Source organism: Algoriphagus aquatilis (assembly GCF_042657405.1).
GTDB classification, from domain to species: domain Bacteria; phylum Bacteroidota; class Bacteroidia; order Cytophagales; family Cyclobacteriaceae; genus Algoriphagus; species Algoriphagus aquatilis.
Genome location: NZ_JBHSKS010000004.1, coordinates 198,540 through 213,475 on the forward strand (window position 1 = coordinate 198,540; position 14,936 = coordinate 213,475).

At 43.2% G+C, this 14,936-nt stretch carries 16 protein-coding genes; 13 read left to right on the forward strand and 3 right to left on the reverse strand.

All coding sequences use genetic code 11. From position 1 onward, the window contains the following. The first annotated feature begins 17 nt into the window (after positions 1 to 17). From ACFPIK_RS07105 to ACFPIK_RS07145, 9 genes are all read left to right on the forward strand, one after another. Positions 18 to 1,316 carry a tetratricopeptide repeat protein gene (locus tag ACFPIK_RS07105; RefSeq protein ID WP_377913660.1) on the forward strand — a complete coding sequence of 433 codons (1,299 nt, stop codon included), beginning with the start codon at positions 18 to 20 and terminating at the stop codon, positions 1,314 to 1,316. A gap of 88 nt (positions 1,317 to 1,404) precedes the next feature. Beyond that, a complete protein-coding gene (lptC, locus tag ACFPIK_RS07110; protein WP_377913662.1) occupies positions 1,405 to 1,950 on the forward strand; it encodes an LPS export ABC transporter periplasmic protein LptC in 546 nt (181 codons plus the stop codon). Continuing rightward, positions 1,947 to 2,159 (forward strand): hypothetical protein, encoded by a 213-nt coding sequence (locus ACFPIK_RS07115; protein WP_377913664.1) that lies wholly within the window; start codon positions 1,947 to 1,949, stop codon positions 2,157 to 2,159. Before lptC ends, ACFPIK_RS07115 begins: the two co-directional genes overlap by 4 nt. 2 nt (positions 2,160 to 2,161) lie before the next feature. Beyond that, positions 2,162 to 3,442, forward strand: a complete 1,281-nt coding sequence (locus ACFPIK_RS07120) for a hemolysin family protein (RefSeq protein WP_377913666.1) — start codon at positions 2,162 to 2,164, stop codon at positions 3,440 to 3,442. Positions 3,443 to 3,528: 86 nt separating this feature from the next. Further along, a complete protein-coding gene (locus ACFPIK_RS07125) occupies positions 3,529 to 5,640 on the forward strand; it encodes a SurA N-terminal domain-containing protein (protein ID WP_377913668.1) in 2,112 nt (703 codons plus the stop codon). Between the two features lie 82 nt (positions 5,641 to 5,722). Further along, positions 5,723 to 5,989 (forward strand): DUF493 domain-containing protein, encoded by a 267-nt coding sequence (locus tag ACFPIK_RS07130; RefSeq protein ID WP_377913670.1) that lies wholly within the window; start codon positions 5,723 to 5,725, stop codon positions 5,987 to 5,989. Between the two features lie 16 nt (positions 5,990 to 6,005). Further along, positions 6,006 to 6,239, forward strand: a complete 234-nt coding sequence (locus ACFPIK_RS07135) for a 4a-hydroxytetrahydrobiopterin dehydratase (protein ID WP_377913672.1) — start codon at positions 6,006 to 6,008, stop codon at positions 6,237 to 6,239. Further along, positions 6,236 to 6,982, forward strand: coding sequence for a 16S rRNA (cytidine(1402)-2'-O)-methyltransferase (gene rsmI / locus ACFPIK_RS07140; RefSeq protein ID WP_377913674.1), 747 nt, complete (start codon positions 6,236 to 6,238; stop codon positions 6,980 to 6,982). The genes ACFPIK_RS07135 and rsmI overlap by 4 nt, the downstream gene beginning before the upstream one ends. Positions 6,983 to 7,035: 53 nt before the next feature. After that, complete coding sequence (locus ACFPIK_RS07145; protein WP_377913676.1) at positions 7,036 to 7,839, forward strand: inositol monophosphatase family protein; 804 nt, start codon at positions 7,036 to 7,038, stop codon at positions 7,837 to 7,839. Between the two features lies 1 nt (position 7,840). Here the strand turns inward: ACFPIK_RS07145 and ACFPIK_RS07150 are convergent, their stop codons facing one another. Next, the gene (locus tag ACFPIK_RS07150; RefSeq protein WP_377913678.1) at positions 7,841 to 8,749 is read right to left on the reverse strand and encodes an AEC family transporter; all 909 of its coding nucleotides are present in this window, start codon (positions 8,747 to 8,749) and stop codon (positions 7,841 to 7,843) included. A gap of 131 nt (positions 8,750 to 8,880) precedes the next feature. Continuing rightward, on the reverse strand, positions 8,881 to 9,255 hold the full coding sequence (locus ACFPIK_RS07155) for a UDP-glucuronosyltransferase (RefSeq protein WP_377913680.1): 375 nt from the start codon (positions 9,253 to 9,255) through the stop codon (positions 8,881 to 8,883). A gap of 287 nt (positions 9,256 to 9,542) precedes the next feature. On the opposite strand from ACFPIK_RS07155, the gene ACFPIK_RS07160 reads away from it, so the two are divergent. Genes ACFPIK_RS07160 through rpiB form a run of 3 tightly spaced genes read left to right on the forward strand, consistent with a single transcriptional unit; the run spans position 9,543 to position 12,129 of the window. Continuing rightward, complete coding sequence (locus tag ACFPIK_RS07160; protein ID WP_377913682.1) at positions 9,543 to 10,811, forward strand: serine hydroxymethyltransferase; 1,269 nt, start codon at positions 9,543 to 9,545, stop codon at positions 10,809 to 10,811. Positions 10,812 to 10,827: 16 nt separating this feature from the next. Then, positions 10,828 to 11,679 carry a twin-arginine translocase subunit TatC gene (gene tatC, locus ACFPIK_RS07165; protein ID WP_377913684.1) on the forward strand — a complete coding sequence of 284 codons (852 nt, stop codon included), beginning with the start codon at positions 10,828 to 10,830 and terminating at the stop codon, positions 11,677 to 11,679. A 12-nt stretch (positions 11,680 to 11,691) separates the two neighbouring features. Then, a complete protein-coding gene (rpiB, locus tag ACFPIK_RS07170; RefSeq protein ID WP_377913686.1) occupies positions 11,692 to 12,129 on the forward strand; it encodes a ribose 5-phosphate isomerase B in 438 nt (145 codons plus the stop codon). Positions 12,130 to 12,359: 230 nt separating this feature from the next. Here rpiB and ACFPIK_RS07175 read toward each other — a convergent pair whose 3' ends face one another. Next, positions 12,360 to 12,599 (reverse strand): hypothetical protein, encoded by a 240-nt coding sequence (locus tag ACFPIK_RS07175; protein ID WP_377913688.1) that lies wholly within the window; start codon positions 12,597 to 12,599, stop codon positions 12,360 to 12,362. A gap of 232 nt (positions 12,600 to 12,831) precedes the next feature. On the opposite strand from ACFPIK_RS07175, the gene ACFPIK_RS07180 reads away from it, so the two are divergent. Next, a complete protein-coding gene (locus ACFPIK_RS07180) occupies positions 12,832 to 14,916 on the forward strand; it encodes a tetratricopeptide repeat-containing sensor histidine kinase (protein WP_377913690.1) in 2,085 nt (694 codons plus the stop codon). Positions 14,917 to 14,936: the final 20 nt, after the last annotated feature.

The window sequence follows — 14,936 nt, forward strand, 5'->3', positions numbered from 1 at the left end:
ATAAAACCTAGACGAACATGAAAATTAAATCAACCCTTCTTGTCCTAGGAGCACTACTCGTGGCCGGGTTTGCTCAAGCCCAGGAATGGAACTGGCCAACAGATCCTGCCCAAGAGGCAAAAGCTAGAGAACTGAATGCAGCCTACACAGACTACATGAAGTCTGAACAGTTTGTCGAGGCTACCAAGCCACTAAACTGGCTGCTCGTAAATGTGCCAAACCTGAATGAGTCGCTTTACATCAATGGTGTAAACGTATACAAGGGAGCTGCTGATAAAACTGCTGATGCTGCTCAAAAATTGGTTTACCAAGACAGCGTAATGGCCATCTACAACAAGCGCGGGGAGTTGTATAACAACGCTCCAAAGTGGATTGAAAACAAAGCCTACTTTGGGTATCAGTTTTTCAAGGGAGACAAAACAAGAATCCCTGGTGTGATTGCGGACTTTGAAAAAGCAGTTGAACTAAACGGTAATATCAATCACCAGCTGGTAGCAGCTTATTTCGACTTGATCTACAGAAACTATGCTTTGAATAAGGCATACACTGGAGAGCAAATCCTTGCTATCTATGATAAGGCAAATAAGCTTTTGGATGCATCAGCTGCAGCAGGAAAAGATGTGACCCAGCCAAGATCTACTTTGGAAACCTTGTTGGTCAACATGGAGCTGATCGATTGTAACTTTATTGAGAATACAATGGGTCCAAAGTTGACTGCTGATCCTACCAACGAAGACATCGCCAACCAGATCTTCAAATATTCGGTACAGTATAAGTGTTACTCTTCCAACTCCTTCCTGGCAGCTTTGGAATTGATCGACTCAAAGAAGCCTACCTTTGCGACTTCTCAGGTAAGAGCAATGAGATACATGGCATCAGGAGACTTTGACAAAGCACAACCTGTATTGGAGAAAGCATTGACACTTGCTGAAAACAACAAGCAAAAAGGTGAAATCCAAATGGAACTTGCCAAAGTTCATACCCAAGCGGGAAGAAAATCTGCTGCAAGAGCTGCTGCCAAAGAAGCTGCTTCTTTTGATCCGGAGCTAACCTCTGCTGCTTATTCCTTAATCGGTGACCTATACATGTCCGCTTTCAATGATTGTAGAGGTGGTGAAAGCCGTGCGAAAGACTACAGTATCTTTATCGCTGCTTATGGTGCTTACCAAAAAGCTGGCGACTCCAAAGGTATGGGTAATGCCCGTGCGAGATTCCCATCCAAAGAAGAGCTTTTCACTGAAGGCCTATCAGTGGGTACATCTATCAGCACCGGATGTTGGGTTGGTGAGACCGTTAGCTTGTCTACCAGAGACTAATTTTAGTTTACAGCATAAAGAAAGGCAGCCAAATTGGCTGCCTTTCTTCGTTTATTTGGTTCAAACAATCCTAGTATCTTTGCGACCGATGAATAAAGCCTCTTTTTCATTCTTTATCCTAGTGGTCGGCTGCTTGATGTTTTCCTGTCGGGAGACTATCGATCCGGAATCAGTGCCAGTATACGATGGTCCGATCAATTCGGCAGTCAATATTCACATTCTCCACAGTGACTCCGCGGTGCATCGGTCAGAAGTGACTGCCGCCAGGCAGCTGGATTTTGCCAATGGCAACATGGAGTTTCCTGAAGGGATAGCGATCAAGATATTTACTCCCGAAGGCCTTTTGGAAACGACCATGACCGCAGATCGAGGGTATTTTCTCCGAGACCAAAATCTATATAGAGGTGAGGGAAACGTCCAAATCCATAACCTGATCAAAGACCAACGTCTACAGACGGAAGAGATTTTTTGGAATCAGGCCCAAAAGAAAATTTACACGGAAAAGTTTGTCACCATCCAAGAGCGACAGACCATATTCAATGGAACCGGCATGGAAGCAGACGATACCTTTTCAAATTACCAACTTAAAAAAGTCAGGGATAGTCGTACCCTATTACCTGGAGAAGGCCTATGAAACTACTTGACGCATTGATCCTTTCGCTCTCTTTGGCACTCATCATAGTTGGCATTCACCAGACTTTGGTCAATGGAATTGGGTCTGCCTATGCTATATTTATGTTTGCGGTGGCACTTTTGTTTTGGTTTCAATTGAGAAGAAATCAAAAACAAAATCCTCCAGCTGAAATCCCAAAAAAATCCATCAATCCCAAGAAGAAAAACTGATCATGGACAGCACTTACATCCTTTATGTCTTGATCACGCTGATCTTTTCAGCATTTTTCTCAGGGATAGAGATTGCCTATATTTCTGCCAACAAGCTCCAAATCGAACTTCAGAAGAAACAGGGAGTCTTCAGTGGTAAAGTCCTCAGCAAGTTTATCCAAGAGCCAGGTCAGTTTATTGGAACAACTCTTATAGGAAACACCATCATGTTGGTACTTTATGGCACCTTCATGGCATTTTTGCTGGATGATGCATTAAGGAGTATACTCCCGGATTCATTGAATAATGAAGCAGTCATCCTCATTACCCAGACTTTTCTTTCCACGCTTTTGGTCCTAATAACCGGTGAGTTTTTGCCAAAAAGTCTGTTTATGCTAAATCCCAATAGCATGCTCAATTTCTTTGCATTGCCTTTTTTGGGAATTTATTATTTAATGTATCCCATCGTTTGGCTGATCGTAGGACTTTCCAGGTTATTTATCACCCAGGTGCTGAGGTTAGATTACAATGAGGAAAAGCCCGTCTTTACCATCACTGATCTCAATTCCTTCATCAAGGATCAAATGCGACAAAACCGAACTCCAGGGAAAGTCGAAATTGATTCCAAAATTTTTGACAATGCCGTCGAATTCAAGACAGTGCGCGTGAGAGAATGTATGATTCCCCGTACCGATATCGTCGCAGTGGAAGTAGATGATTCCATCGAGGAGTTAAAAAAAGTATTTGAAGAAAGTGGCCATTCCAAAGTGATCATTTACAGAGAATCGATAGATGAGGTCATTGGGTATTGCCATCAATTGGAGCTTTTCAAAAAACCCAAATCCATCGAAGACATCCTAAACCCGATCATCATTGCGCCTGAATCTGCCTTAGCCAATGAACTTTTGATCCAGTTTATCCAAGAGCGGAAAAGCCTGGCACTAGTAGTTGACGAATTCGGTGGCACGAGCGGAATCGTTTCGATGGAAGATATTATTGAGGAGATTTTTGGGGAAATTGATGATGAGTACGACAACGATGCGCTTACCGAGCAGCTCATTGGAGATCAGGAATACCTGCTCAGTGCACGACTGGAAATAGATTATCTCAATGATAAGTACGGGTGGAATTTACCCTATGGAGATTTTGAAACCTTATCGGGATTCATCCTTTCACTTACCGAAAACCTTCCAAATAAAGGTGAAACAATCACGTATGGAGGTTTTACCTTTACCATCGTGACCAAACAAGCCCACCGCATCGAGACTGTTCGGCTGAAAATCAGCGGCTCCGATATTTTTTAAGCTCAGACAATGTTCAGGGTTAAATTTTGAATTTCGCCCCTAATGCTATTATTTTGCGACACTTCAAAAAAAGCGTAGTAACTACAATGGCGTTAATTAAGCAAATAAGACAGCGGACAGGTCTCGCAATCGGTGTAATCGCCGGCGGGTTGATATTATTTCTTTTGGGCGGTGATCTCTTGAGCCCTAATTCATCCCTGCTAAATACGAACCAAAACATCGTCGGAGAAATTGCCGGTGAGGAAATCACTTTAGAAGAATTTGCCCTTAGGGTAGAGGAATTCAAAGCATCCTTCCAGCAACGTACTGGCAGAATCCCTTCAGAGCCCGAAATGGTATCTGTAAGAGAACAAGCTTGGCAAGCCATGATTGTGGAGCGAGTATTCGACGAAGAATATGAAAAACTTGGCTTACAGGTCTCCAGCCAAGAGCTGATCGACATGGTACAGGGCAAAAACATTGTACCGGAACTTCGCGCCCAGTTGACAAACCCTCAGACTGGTCAATTTGACAAGACTCAATTGATCTCTTTCCTTCAGTCTTTGGAAACTGCGGATCCAGCCCAACAAGCAGCATGGGCTCAGCAGGAGAAGCTTTTTGCGCAAGCAAGAAACCGTGTCAAGTACGATAACCTTCTTGCCACCTCAGAATACGCTACCACGGCAGAAGCGAAATTGGAGCATAAATCTGCCAATTCTATCGCCGATGCTACCGTGCTGTTTATCCCTTATGCTTCTGCTATTGCAGATTCAGAAGTAACCATCTCTGACAGCGAGCTTTCTGCTTACCTTTCCAAGAATCAAGAGAAATTCAAAGTCGGCAATTCTGCCAATTTGGAATATGTTTCTTTTAGTATTCTGCCTAGTGGGGAAGATTCAGCTGCGGTGATTTCCAGAATCAAGGAATTGACAGAAGGTCTGAAAACCGCTGAAAATGATTCTGCTTTTGTGAGTCAAAATTCTGAGACCCAATCTCCTTTTGTTACCGTTGCACCGGGTGATCAATTGCCTGCTTCATTGACTACCAATGTAGCTCAAGTGGTGAAAGGTGAGACTTACGGTCCGTTTATCACTGCAAATTCCTCCTATGTGACCTACAAAGTGACTGATCAATATGAAGGAACTCCCAAGATGAGAGCTTCCCATATATTGTTTGGTACCGATGGAATGGATGATGCCGGAAAAGCAGCTGTAAAGCAGCAAGCTGAAACTGTGTTGGCAGACATCAAAGCCAATGGCAACTTTGCAGAAGCTGCAAGACAATACGGTCAGGATGGAACGGCTCAAAATGGCGGTGACTTAGGATGGTTTGCAAAGGCTGATTTTGTAGAGCCTTTTGCCAATGCCGCTTACGCTGCCAAATCAACTGGACTTTTATCCAATCTGGTAGAAACTGAATATGGCTACCACATCATTGAAGTAACTGAGCTACCAAACTCTACCTATACCAAACTATCTGTACTCGAGCTTGAATTGGTAGCTTCTGATGCCACCAGAAACGAAGCTTTCAGAAACGCAGATTCTTTTGCGGCAGAAAGCGGAAATAGAAATCAGTTTACAGAAAATGCTACGGATAAAGGTTTCAGAATCTTACAGGCTAACAATGTTGATGCTTCTTCCAGAAACTTGAATAACATCGCCAATGCTAGAGAGGTAATTATCTGGGCTTTTGGAGAGGCTTCGGTCGGTGAAGTTTCTTCAGTTTTTGAATTGGACAATTCTTATGTAGTGGCCACTTTGGTAAGCAGAAAAGAAGAAGGTGAAGCTAAATTGGAAGATGTAAGGGATCAAGTGAAGCAACTAGTCATGAATGACAAGAAAGCAGCCATGATCCAGGAAAAACTTGCTGGAAAGACTACACTTGAGGAAATGAAGGCGGTATTCCCTGATGCATCTCTTAACGACGTGCCAGGTTTGAGACTTAGCACTTCCGTACTCCCAGGAATCGGTTTTGCACCAAAAGCTATCGGAACACTCTTCGGATTGAAATCTAGCGGACAGATCACCAAGCCTGTGCAAGAAGATATCGGAGTCATCGTAAGCAAGCTAAACAGCTTGACTCCTGCCACTGAGATCGGTGACTACACTTCTTACCAAGCTCAATTATCTCAAGCAGCTTCTCAGCGAATGACCTATCAGATTATGATGGCCCTTCAAGAACTAGCTAAGGTAAAAGACTACCGATACAAGTATTTCTAATCATTGATTCAATGAAACCCATGTCGAAAGGCATGGGTTTTTTGTTTTTCAGGAATCTTGAAAGAAAGGGTTATTTTTGGCCATGGAAAAGAAGTTTGATAAAATCGCCTTCAAGGAAAAGCTGGAGGCAGTGGGTCCGTTTCCTATGCTTTACATGTTTAAGTTTATTGTTCCTTCGGGAAAAGAACAGGAAATAGGTGCCCTTTTTCCAAAACATGAAATGAGTCTCAAACCAAGCAGCGGGGGAAAATATGTCAGTACCACTATTCACCTGATGGCTGAGAGTGCAGACTTTGTGATCGATGTCTATGAAAAGGCATCTCAAATAGAAGGAGTGATTTCATTGTAACTAACCGTAGTACAGGATGTGGATTGAAGAAAATAACCGGCTGAAGAAGAAGTTTACATTTAGAGACTTTCAGGAGGCCTTTGCCTTCATGACTAGGGTGGCTTTTTTGGCAGAGAAACTTGACCACCATCCCAACTGGAGCAATGTCTACAATACCGTGGAAATTGAACTGACCACCCACGACGCTGGCAATGTAGTTACCGAAAAGGATCACTACCTGGCCAAAGAAATAGACCGAATCCTCCAATGAGTGAGTTATCTGTAAGTCTTTTTTTGGTGCCTACTCCCATTGGCAATCTGAAGGATATTACCCTTCGCGCTATCGACACCCTCAAATCAGTGGATGTGATCTTGGCAGAAGATACGCGCACCAGCGGAATACTTTTGAAACACCTTCAAATCACAAAAACCCTCCAGAGTTACCACATTTTCAATGAGCACAAAGCCGTTGAGAAATTGGTGGAGCGGATGAAAAAGGGGGAGGTGTTTGCCCTCATCAGTGATGCGGGCACTCCTGCCATTTCGGATCCCGGTTTCCTACTTGTGCGAGAGGTAATTGCCGCCGGACTGGAAGTGCAGTGTCTTCCTGGTCCCACAGCTTTTGTACCAGCCTTGGTTAGTAGCGGGTTGCCTAATGATCGGTTTGTTTTTGAAGGCTTTTTGCCTCATAAAAAAGGAAGGAAAACCAGAATCGATGCCCTGCAAGAAGAGACCCGTACGATGATTTTTTACGAATCCCCTCATCGCTTGCTGAAGACACTTGAACAATTGGCAGAGGCATTTGGCAACGATAGACAAGGATCCGTCTCGCGGGAAATATCCAAACTACATGAAGAAAATGTCCGAGGAAGTCTGTCTGAACTGATCAAATACTATGAATCCAATCCCCTCAAAGGGGAAATCGTACTTGTGGTAGCAGGGAAGCCCGAACTCAAAGAGACTAGAGAAGAAAAGCAGGAGAAAAAACAAGCTGCCTGGAAAAAGGATAAATAAGCGAGACACTAGAATAAGACAGAGATTCACGTTGAGATAACCACTACATCCCTATGATTACCACAGAAAACCTCAGCAAACTGCTCGAACAAACGCAGGAAATAGCCAAAGAAGTAGGCGCATTCATCCGAAAGGAAAGGCAGCATTTTGATGTGGAAAAAGTAGAACACAAGGGATTCAATGACTTGGTGTCCTATGTCGATAAGGAAGCTGAAAGACAAATCGTAGAAAAGCTAAGTGCAATTTTTCCGGAGGCTGGATTTATTACCGAGGAAGGTACCAATACCACCAAGGGAGAAAAATACAATTGGGTGATCGATCCACTGGATGGAACTACCAATTTTATCCATGGTATTCCTGTATTTTCGGTGAGCATTGCCCTGATGGAGGAGGAAAAAGTCATCATGGGGGTGGTCTATGAAGTCAATCGTCACGAATGCTTTTACGCGATGATAGGCGGCGGAGCATTTTGCAATGACACACCTATCAAAGTAAGTAATGCCCCTGATTTATCCGCTTCCCTGATTTCTACGGGTTTTCCCTATTACAATTTTGAATTGATCGACCGATACCTCAATTCCATGAAATCGCTCATGCAAAAGACTCACGGGCTGCGAAGGTTTGGCTCGGCAGCAGTAGATCTTTGCTACGTGGCTTCAGGGCGTACAGAAGGTTTTTTTGAATATAATCTCAACTCCTACGATGTAGCTGCTGGTGCGATCATCGTACAAGAAGCCGGAGGAAAAGTGACCGATTTCGCAGGGGGGGAAGATTACATTTTCGGAAGAAAAATCGTAGCCAGCAATGCTGCTATTCATTCCGATTTCTTGGAGGTATTGAATGAATTTTGGGGATAAATCAGCCCAATAAAAAGTACCAAATTGCCAGTGTGATGGCTGATATCGGCATGCCAAGTCCAGAAAGTAACGTGGCTAAGCGGGGTTGAAGTCCAAACTGCATGGCAATGATTGATCCTGTAATCATGGGGGCCATCCCACTTTCCAATACGGTGACTTTAAACTCCAGAGAATCTTTGTCCATCACCTGAGAATAAACCAGCCATACTATTGCCGGTGCTAAAAGCAATCGGTAGCCTAATCCATACCAGAAAAATCTTGAAGTGATAGACTGTAGGTCCACAGAAAACCGCAAGCCAATCACCAAAAGCGCCATGGAAGGCATGGTCTTACCAATCAACTGTAACATGGAAATCAGCACCTCCGGTGTGCTGATCTGAAAGACACTCATCAACAAGGTGCCAACTAAAAACCCAAAGGGAGGAAACTTTAAAATCTTTATCGGGACTTTTTTTAAGCTTTCACTGTGATCTCCATAAATAGAACCAACCAAAATCGATAAAGAGGAAACTAGCAAAAACGAGCCTCCCTGATCAATCAACAAGGCAATTGGCAATCCTTCTTTGCCATAGAGACCCTCGATCACTGGAAATCCCAAAAAAGAAGTGTTGGCCAGTCCCGCCACAATAATCAAGCAACCGGTGATATTTTTTCCCCAATTGTTCTTTTTACCCAAATATCCAAAAACAGCCCAAGAAAGTAAGAAAGTAAACCAAGCTACCGATACCGGAAGCAATAGTCCCCAAGAAGGCTGGATCGCTGGAATATAGAGTAAGGCTAATGCAGGAAGAACAATATGAATGAGGTAAGACTGCACCCAAGCAGCTGCTTTTTTAGCCGGAAAAAGCTCAACTTTTTGGAGTGTCAACCCCAAAAACAGGCAAGCGATGGCAATGATGGCTCCGGTCATGTCAGAATAAACTTAGCCTTAATTTTGAATAACTTAAAAATAATTGAGGAATTGAGGGCTAAATGCTAAAGCAGTCCACCTTAATCAAACCCTTAGACTGGTGGCCAAGCTAATTCTTTAAGATATGATTATTACTCCAGGCCAAAGCTCTTTCGCTTTTCCTCAAAATACCTCTTAACCTCTGGATAAAAGTTGCTTTCCACTTCGGGGATTCCATCAAGCACCAACTCCATCGAGCCCTCACAAGTGTCTTTGTTTAGCTGCATTCCTTCGATGAGGTAAATGATTTCATCCAGGTTGAGCGGTTCCCAACAGCTTCCCGGATAGAGGATGTAGTCGTTTCCATAGAAATCGACTGCTTCAAACTGGATTTTTCCTTCCAAAAAATGGGCATAAAGGCTGATTTGCTCTCCCCAAGTACTTTCTGGATAATGCAGCCTTGCCAGCAAAACGGAAGTAGTTTCTTCTGAAAAGTAGGTTTCCGGTCTGTATTTGAAATCAATCATCGCGCTCTATTCTGAAAACCAATTTCGTCTTTATCCAACAAAATCTGTTCATTCGCTCAAATTTTTCATTCCTCAACACTTGGGAAAACCATCAGAAAGCGGCTTTTCAACACGATTGAGGGAGTTTTTTTTAAATCTGAAAGACCGTATCTGCATTTTCAGCATTAAGCTTTTTTCATCTTGGTTTCTACATTGGATAATAGGGACTTTAGGGCTATTTTTGGACTCCTATTCTTGAGACTGGACGAATATTCCGGTTGAATTACCTTGCTTTCAAACCCCTGATTATGAAAAGAGATTCGCTTGTTTTTGATCTGATTGACAGAGAAGAAGACAGACAAAAGAGAGGCATCGAACTGATTGCTTCAGAAAACTTCACCTCCAAACAAGTAATGGAGGCCGCAGGCAGCGTTTTGACGAATAAGTATGCAGAAGGCCTTCCTGGCAAGCGCTATTACGGTGGTTGCGAAGTAGTGGATGAAATCGAGCAGATTGCCATTGACAGAGCCAAGAGGCTTTTTGGAGCTACCTGGGCCAACGTCCAGCCACATTCCGGTGCACAGGCAAATGCCGCTGTGATGCTGGCATGTTTGAAGCCCGGCGATGCAATCTTAGGTTTTGACCTTTCTCATGGCGGTCACTTGACCCATGGATCTCCGGTAAACTTTTCCGGAAAGCTTTATCAGGCGAATTTTTACGGCGTGGAAGAAGCTACAGGAGTAATTGACTATGACAAAGTAGAAGAGAAGGCGTTGGCCGTTCAGCCAAAAATGATCATTTGCGGAGCTTCTGCCTACTCCAGAGATTGGGATTACGAGCGCTTGAGAGCCATCGCAGACGAGGTTGGCGCGATCCTACTTGCTGATATTTCACATCCATCAGGATTGATTGCCAGAGGATTGCTCAATGATCCCTTGGAGCATTGCCATATTGTGACCACTACCACACATAAGACCCTCAGAGGTCCAAGAGGTGGTTTGATCTTGATGAGAGAAGACTTTGACAATCCTTGGGGACTGACTACGCCAAAAGGCGAAATCAGAAAAATGTCTTCGCTTCTCGATATGGGCGTATTTCCGGGCACTCAAGGTGGGCCATTGGAGCACATCATTGCTGCAAAAGCAGTGGCGTTCGAAGAAGCCCTTTCAGACGAATACATGCATTATGTAATACAGGTGAAAAAAAATGCATCCGTAATGGCAGAAGAGTTCGTATCTCGTGGATACCAGATTATTTCCGGTGGCACAGACAATCACCTTATGCTGATCGACCTACGCAATAAAGATTTGACAGGAAAACTTGCCGAAGAGACTCTTGGCAAAGTGGACATCACCATCAATAAAAACATGGTGCCTTTTGACACCAAGTCCCCATTTGTGACTTCGGGAATGCGTGTGGGCACTGCTGCGGTCACTACCCGTGGGTTGAAAGAGGACGATATGAGAAAAATCGTAGGCCTCATTGACCGAGCCTTACAAAACCACTCCAACGAGGCAGAACTTGCTTCGATCAGGTCAGAAGTCAATGCTTGGATGGTTCAATTTCCTTTGTACTAATTATTAGATTCCCAAAGTGGCCTTAGATCAATATCAAGAGGAAGAAGAAGGAATGTCCTTTTTGGATCATTTGGAAGCACTCCGCTTTCATATCCTCCGGTCAGTATCAGCAATTCTCATCTTCACCATCATTGCCTTCTTGGCAAAAGACATTGTATTCGGAGTCATCATCCTAGGTCCATCCAAGGTTGATTTCCTGACCTACAGATTGCTATGTGATCTGGGAAATTACTTTGGAATATCGGCACTTTGTATAGACGAATTACCGTTTACGCTTCAAAGCAGGCAAATGACTGGGCAGTTTACCATGCACATGACTTCAAGTCTTGTAGTCGGTTTTGTGGTTGCCTTTCCTTATGTGTTTTGGGAAATATGGAGATTTATCAGCCCTGGCCTTTATGATAAGGAAAAAAATGCAGCACGAGGTGCCGTGTTTTTTGTGAGTTTCCTCTTCTTGTCAGGAGCCGCTTTCGGGTATTATGTACTTTCTCCATTATCAATCAATTTCCTTGCAAATTACCAACTTGATCCAACCATCCTCAATGAGTTTGACATCACTTCCTATGTCACCACATTGACGATGTTGGTTTTGGCTTCTGCGATTATGTTTCAATTGCCTGTGGTGGTCTATTTTCTATCCATGTCAGGATTGGTTACCTCCAAGATGCTGAAAGAATACAGAAGGCATTCGATCGTGGTGATTTTGGTGGTTTCTGCAATCATTACTCCTCCGGATGTAATCAGTCAGTTGCTTATCGCCATGCCGATTCTGGTTCTCTATGAAATCGGAATCATGATTGCCAAACGATTGGAAAAGAAAAAAGCAATTAAACTAGCTCAAGAAAGGGCTTCCGAAAATCAGAATTAAACCAATTCACCCATGTCCAAAAAAATAGCCATCGGAGGTGACCACGCAGGTTTTGAATACAAAGTAAAGTTGATTCAAAAATTAACAGATTTGGGTTATGAGGTGAAAGACTTCGGACCTTTCTCCACTGATTCAGTTGATTATCCCGACTATGTACACCCGCTTTCTACTGCAATTGAAAGTGGAGAATTTGAGCAGGGGATTGTCATCTGCGGAAGTGGCAATGGGGTAGCCATCACAGCAAACAAACATCAAGGAATCCGAGCAGCGCTTTGCTGGAATGAGGACCTCGCAGCACTTTCCCGTCAGCACAATAACGCCAATGTATTGGCTATTCCGGCAAGATTTATTTCTTATGAATTGGCCGAAAAGTTGGCAGAGATTTTCCTTACTACCGACTTTGAAGGAGGAAGGCACCAAAATCGGGTCAGCAAAATCTCCTGTATGTGATTAAAAAATAAACCTAAGCTGAACTTTCGCTTAGGTTTATTTTTTCTTTTCTGGTTATCCGCTTTTCTACCATTAACAAAATAAAACAAGGTTTGAAGTACGAATAGAGGTGCAGTGGACTGTCGTCTGTGGTCAGTCGACGAATATCCGCGGTCTTTATAGCCGATGACCTACTTGCTGGTAAGATTGCGGATATTCATATTTTCTTTTTCCCATTTCATAAATCCCGCTCAGGTTCTTGCCGGATCTACCACTCTCGTGCGTGCCGGGTCTACTACCCGGGTGCGAGCTGGATCTACTAAGCTTTCCGAGTCAGAATCATCCAAAGAATCATCCGATTCTTGTGAATCTGAACTTTCCTCTGATAAAGTCTCCTCTTCATCTCCTCCCGCTGATTTGAGCTCTGTGATCAATTTTGCTGTCAATAGCAGCGTCCAAGTGTTAAAAACTTCAGCATAAAATCTTTTCATGGTCGTAAGTTTAAAGTGCAAATAGTATATTCCTAAATATAAGTTGTTTAGGAATCCTTCCAAACTTTATTACTTTCGAATCCATTGACCGCCCTTTCCATTACTCTTGACACCCATGAGGTATCATTTTGATAAAGATTATAAGATTAAAATTGGAAGGCTTAGTCTGATCCTAGGTTTGGTTCTTTGCTTTTTGTGTATAAATGGTCTCCTGCAAGCCCATGCCCAAAGCTTGCAAGAACTTCAAAAAGAGCTAGAATTGCTGGCTAAGAAATCAAACCATATAGAGGACACCATTTACCTAAACAAGGCCAATGAACTTGGGTTTTTGCTTGCCGAAACCAATCCGGACAGTGCATTTCAGTTTTTGGAAAAGCAGGTTGCTCTTTGCCGTAAAGCCGGTTTCAAAAAAGGCGAATCAGAGGCATTGAAAATTTATGGAAATGCGCTTCAAAACAAAGGAGATTTTGCCAGCTCTCTGAAATATTACCAAGACGCCCTATTGATTGCCGAAAGTCTTGAGGATAAAAAACTAGTGCCCGGAATTCTGAATAACATCGGCCTGGTTCATTACAATCTGGGAAACTATGCAGAAGCGCTGAGCAAATTCTATGAAGCTATCAAAGGAGCAGAAACCTCCGGGAATCTGTATGTAAAAGCTGCCGCTCTGAATAACATCGCCTCGATCTATTTTGAGCAGGAAAAACTGGATGAGGCCAAATCCAAGTACCAAGAAATGCTAAAGATCTACCAAAAACTGGGAAATCAAGGCAGGGTAATTTTGGCTTATAATAATATCGGAGATGTAGAACTAAAGCAAAACAAGCCTTTTCAGGCCTTGGAAAATCTGAAAATAGGGCATCGCTCGGCGTTGGAGCTTAATAGTCCTGAGTACATTGAAATGACTGCGAGAACACTGGCAGGAATCTATGCAGCTCTGGACAGTGCTGAAAAAGCAGAAGCCTACTTTCGCCAATCCATCGAAATTGCCAAAGACAAGGGGTACGGAGTACCTTATTCACAGTCTTCGATTGGTATTGCCGACTTATTTTTCAAGCAGGAAAAATATCAGGAAGCATTTTACTACGTCAATGAAGGCCTAAATCAGGCACAGCGAATGGGGCAACCCATGCAGCTCAGAAATGCAAATGAACTGTTGGCCAAAATCCTGGAAAAGCAGGGCGACTTTGAAGGGGCTCTGGAAAAGTACAAGCTTTTCAAGCAGTTCAGTGACAGTATAAACAATACCCAAGGTAAACGGCTCGCCACAGCACTGGAGTCTGAATATGAGTTTTCTAAAAGAACTCTGGAATTTGAAAAAGCTACCATACGTCAACAATGGCTTTTTTATCTCAGTATTCTTGGACTTGTTACTTTCTTGGTGATTCTCTTTTTGGTCTACAGAAACCGCAATAACCTCAACAAAGCCTTTCAAAGTCTGAAAGAAAAAAATTCAGAAATCGAGACCAAAAACACGGTCCTTGAGAATACCCTTACCCAACTTAAATCCACCCAACAGCTCCTGATCCAATCCGAAAAGATGGCCTCATTAGGTGAGTTGACCGCGGGGATTGCCCATGAGATTCAAAACCCGCTCAACTTTGTCAACAATTTCTCTGAGCTCAGCATGGAGCTGGTGGATGAGATGAACCAAGAAATAGAAAAAGGTGATCTTGAGGAGGCAAAATTTCTTGCTTCAGAACTTAAAGGTAACCTCAATCGAATCAATACCCACGGAAAAAGAGCCGGTTCCATCGTGAAAGGGATGCTGGAACATAGCCGAAAAAGTGAAGGCAAAAAAGAACCTACTGACCTCAATCAGCTGGCAGATGAATGTCTGAGATTAAGCTTTCATGGTCTGAGAGCAAAGGACAAAAGCTTTAATGCAGACTTTAAAACAGCCTTGGATACTGCTTTGCCCCTGGTAGATGTAGTGTCACAAGATATTGGAAGGGTATTGCTCAATCTGATTAATAATGCATTTTATGCCTGCGCAGAACAGCCTCGTGAGCCAGGAAGTACCGATACTGACTATGGGGAAAATGGCCAAAAGGCAAAACCTCAAGTAACCATAAGTACTCAAAAAACCTCTAAAGAGGTTATCATCACGGTGAGTGATAATGGCCCTGGAATACCTGAAGCTATCCGAGAAAAAATTTTCCAACCTTTCTTCACTACCAAACCCTCCGGAAAAGGAACAGGTCTAGGACTGAGTCTGAGTTATGACATCATCAAAGCCCATGGGGGAGAATTGAAAGTTGAATCAAAAGTAGGCGAAGGCACCAGCTTTTTCATCCACCTCCCATTGAATTCCTAAAATCCTGTTTCTGGAAAATA

What these genes read in the sequence shown, in the direction of transcription:
- rsmI (WP_377913674.1), top strand. Translation starts at nt 6,236, where the DNA reads ATGAGTGAGTTATCTGTAAGTCTTTTTTTGGTGCCTACTCCCATTGGC.
- ACFPIK_RS07175 (WP_377913688.1), bottom strand. Translation starts at nt 12,599, where the DNA reads ATGAAAAGATTTTATGCTGAAGTTTTTAACACTTGGACGCTGCTATTG.
- ACFPIK_RS07105 (WP_377913660.1), top strand. Translation starts at nt 18, where the DNA reads ATGAAAATTAAATCAACCCTTCTTGTCCTAGGAGCACTACTCGTGGCC.
- ACFPIK_RS07160 (WP_377913682.1), top strand. Translation starts at nt 9,543, where the DNA reads ATGAAAAGAGATTCGCTTGTTTTTGATCTGATTGACAGAGAAGAAGAC.
- rpiB (WP_377913686.1), top strand. Translation starts at nt 11,692, where the DNA reads ATGTCCAAAAAAATAGCCATCGGAGGTGACCACGCAGGTTTTGAATAC.
- ACFPIK_RS07150 (WP_377913678.1), bottom strand. Translation starts at nt 8,749, where the DNA reads ATGACCGGAGCCATCATTGCCATCGCTTGCCTGTTTTTGGGGTTGACA.
- ACFPIK_RS07155 (WP_377913680.1), bottom strand. Translation starts at nt 9,255, where the DNA reads ATGATTGATTTCAAATACAGACCGGAAACCTACTTTTCAGAAGAAACT.
- ACFPIK_RS07120 (WP_377913666.1), top strand. Translation starts at nt 2,162, where the DNA reads ATGGACAGCACTTACATCCTTTATGTCTTGATCACGCTGATCTTTTCA.
- lptC (WP_377913662.1), top strand. Translation starts at nt 1,405, where the DNA reads ATGAATAAAGCCTCTTTTTCATTCTTTATCCTAGTGGTCGGCTGCTTG.
- ACFPIK_RS07135 (WP_377913672.1), top strand. Translation starts at nt 6,006, where the DNA reads ATGTGGATTGAAGAAAATAACCGGCTGAAGAAGAAGTTTACATTTAGA.
- ACFPIK_RS07125 (WP_377913668.1), top strand. Translation starts at nt 3,529, where the DNA reads ATGGCGTTAATTAAGCAAATAAGACAGCGGACAGGTCTCGCAATCGGT.
- ACFPIK_RS07130 (WP_377913670.1), top strand. Translation starts at nt 5,723, where the DNA reads ATGGAAAAGAAGTTTGATAAAATCGCCTTCAAGGAAAAGCTGGAGGCA.
- ACFPIK_RS07115 (WP_377913664.1), top strand. Translation starts at nt 1,947, where the DNA reads ATGAAACTACTTGACGCATTGATCCTTTCGCTCTCTTTGGCACTCATC.
- ACFPIK_RS07145 (WP_377913676.1), top strand. Translation starts at nt 7,036, where the DNA reads ATGATTACCACAGAAAACCTCAGCAAACTGCTCGAACAAACGCAGGAA.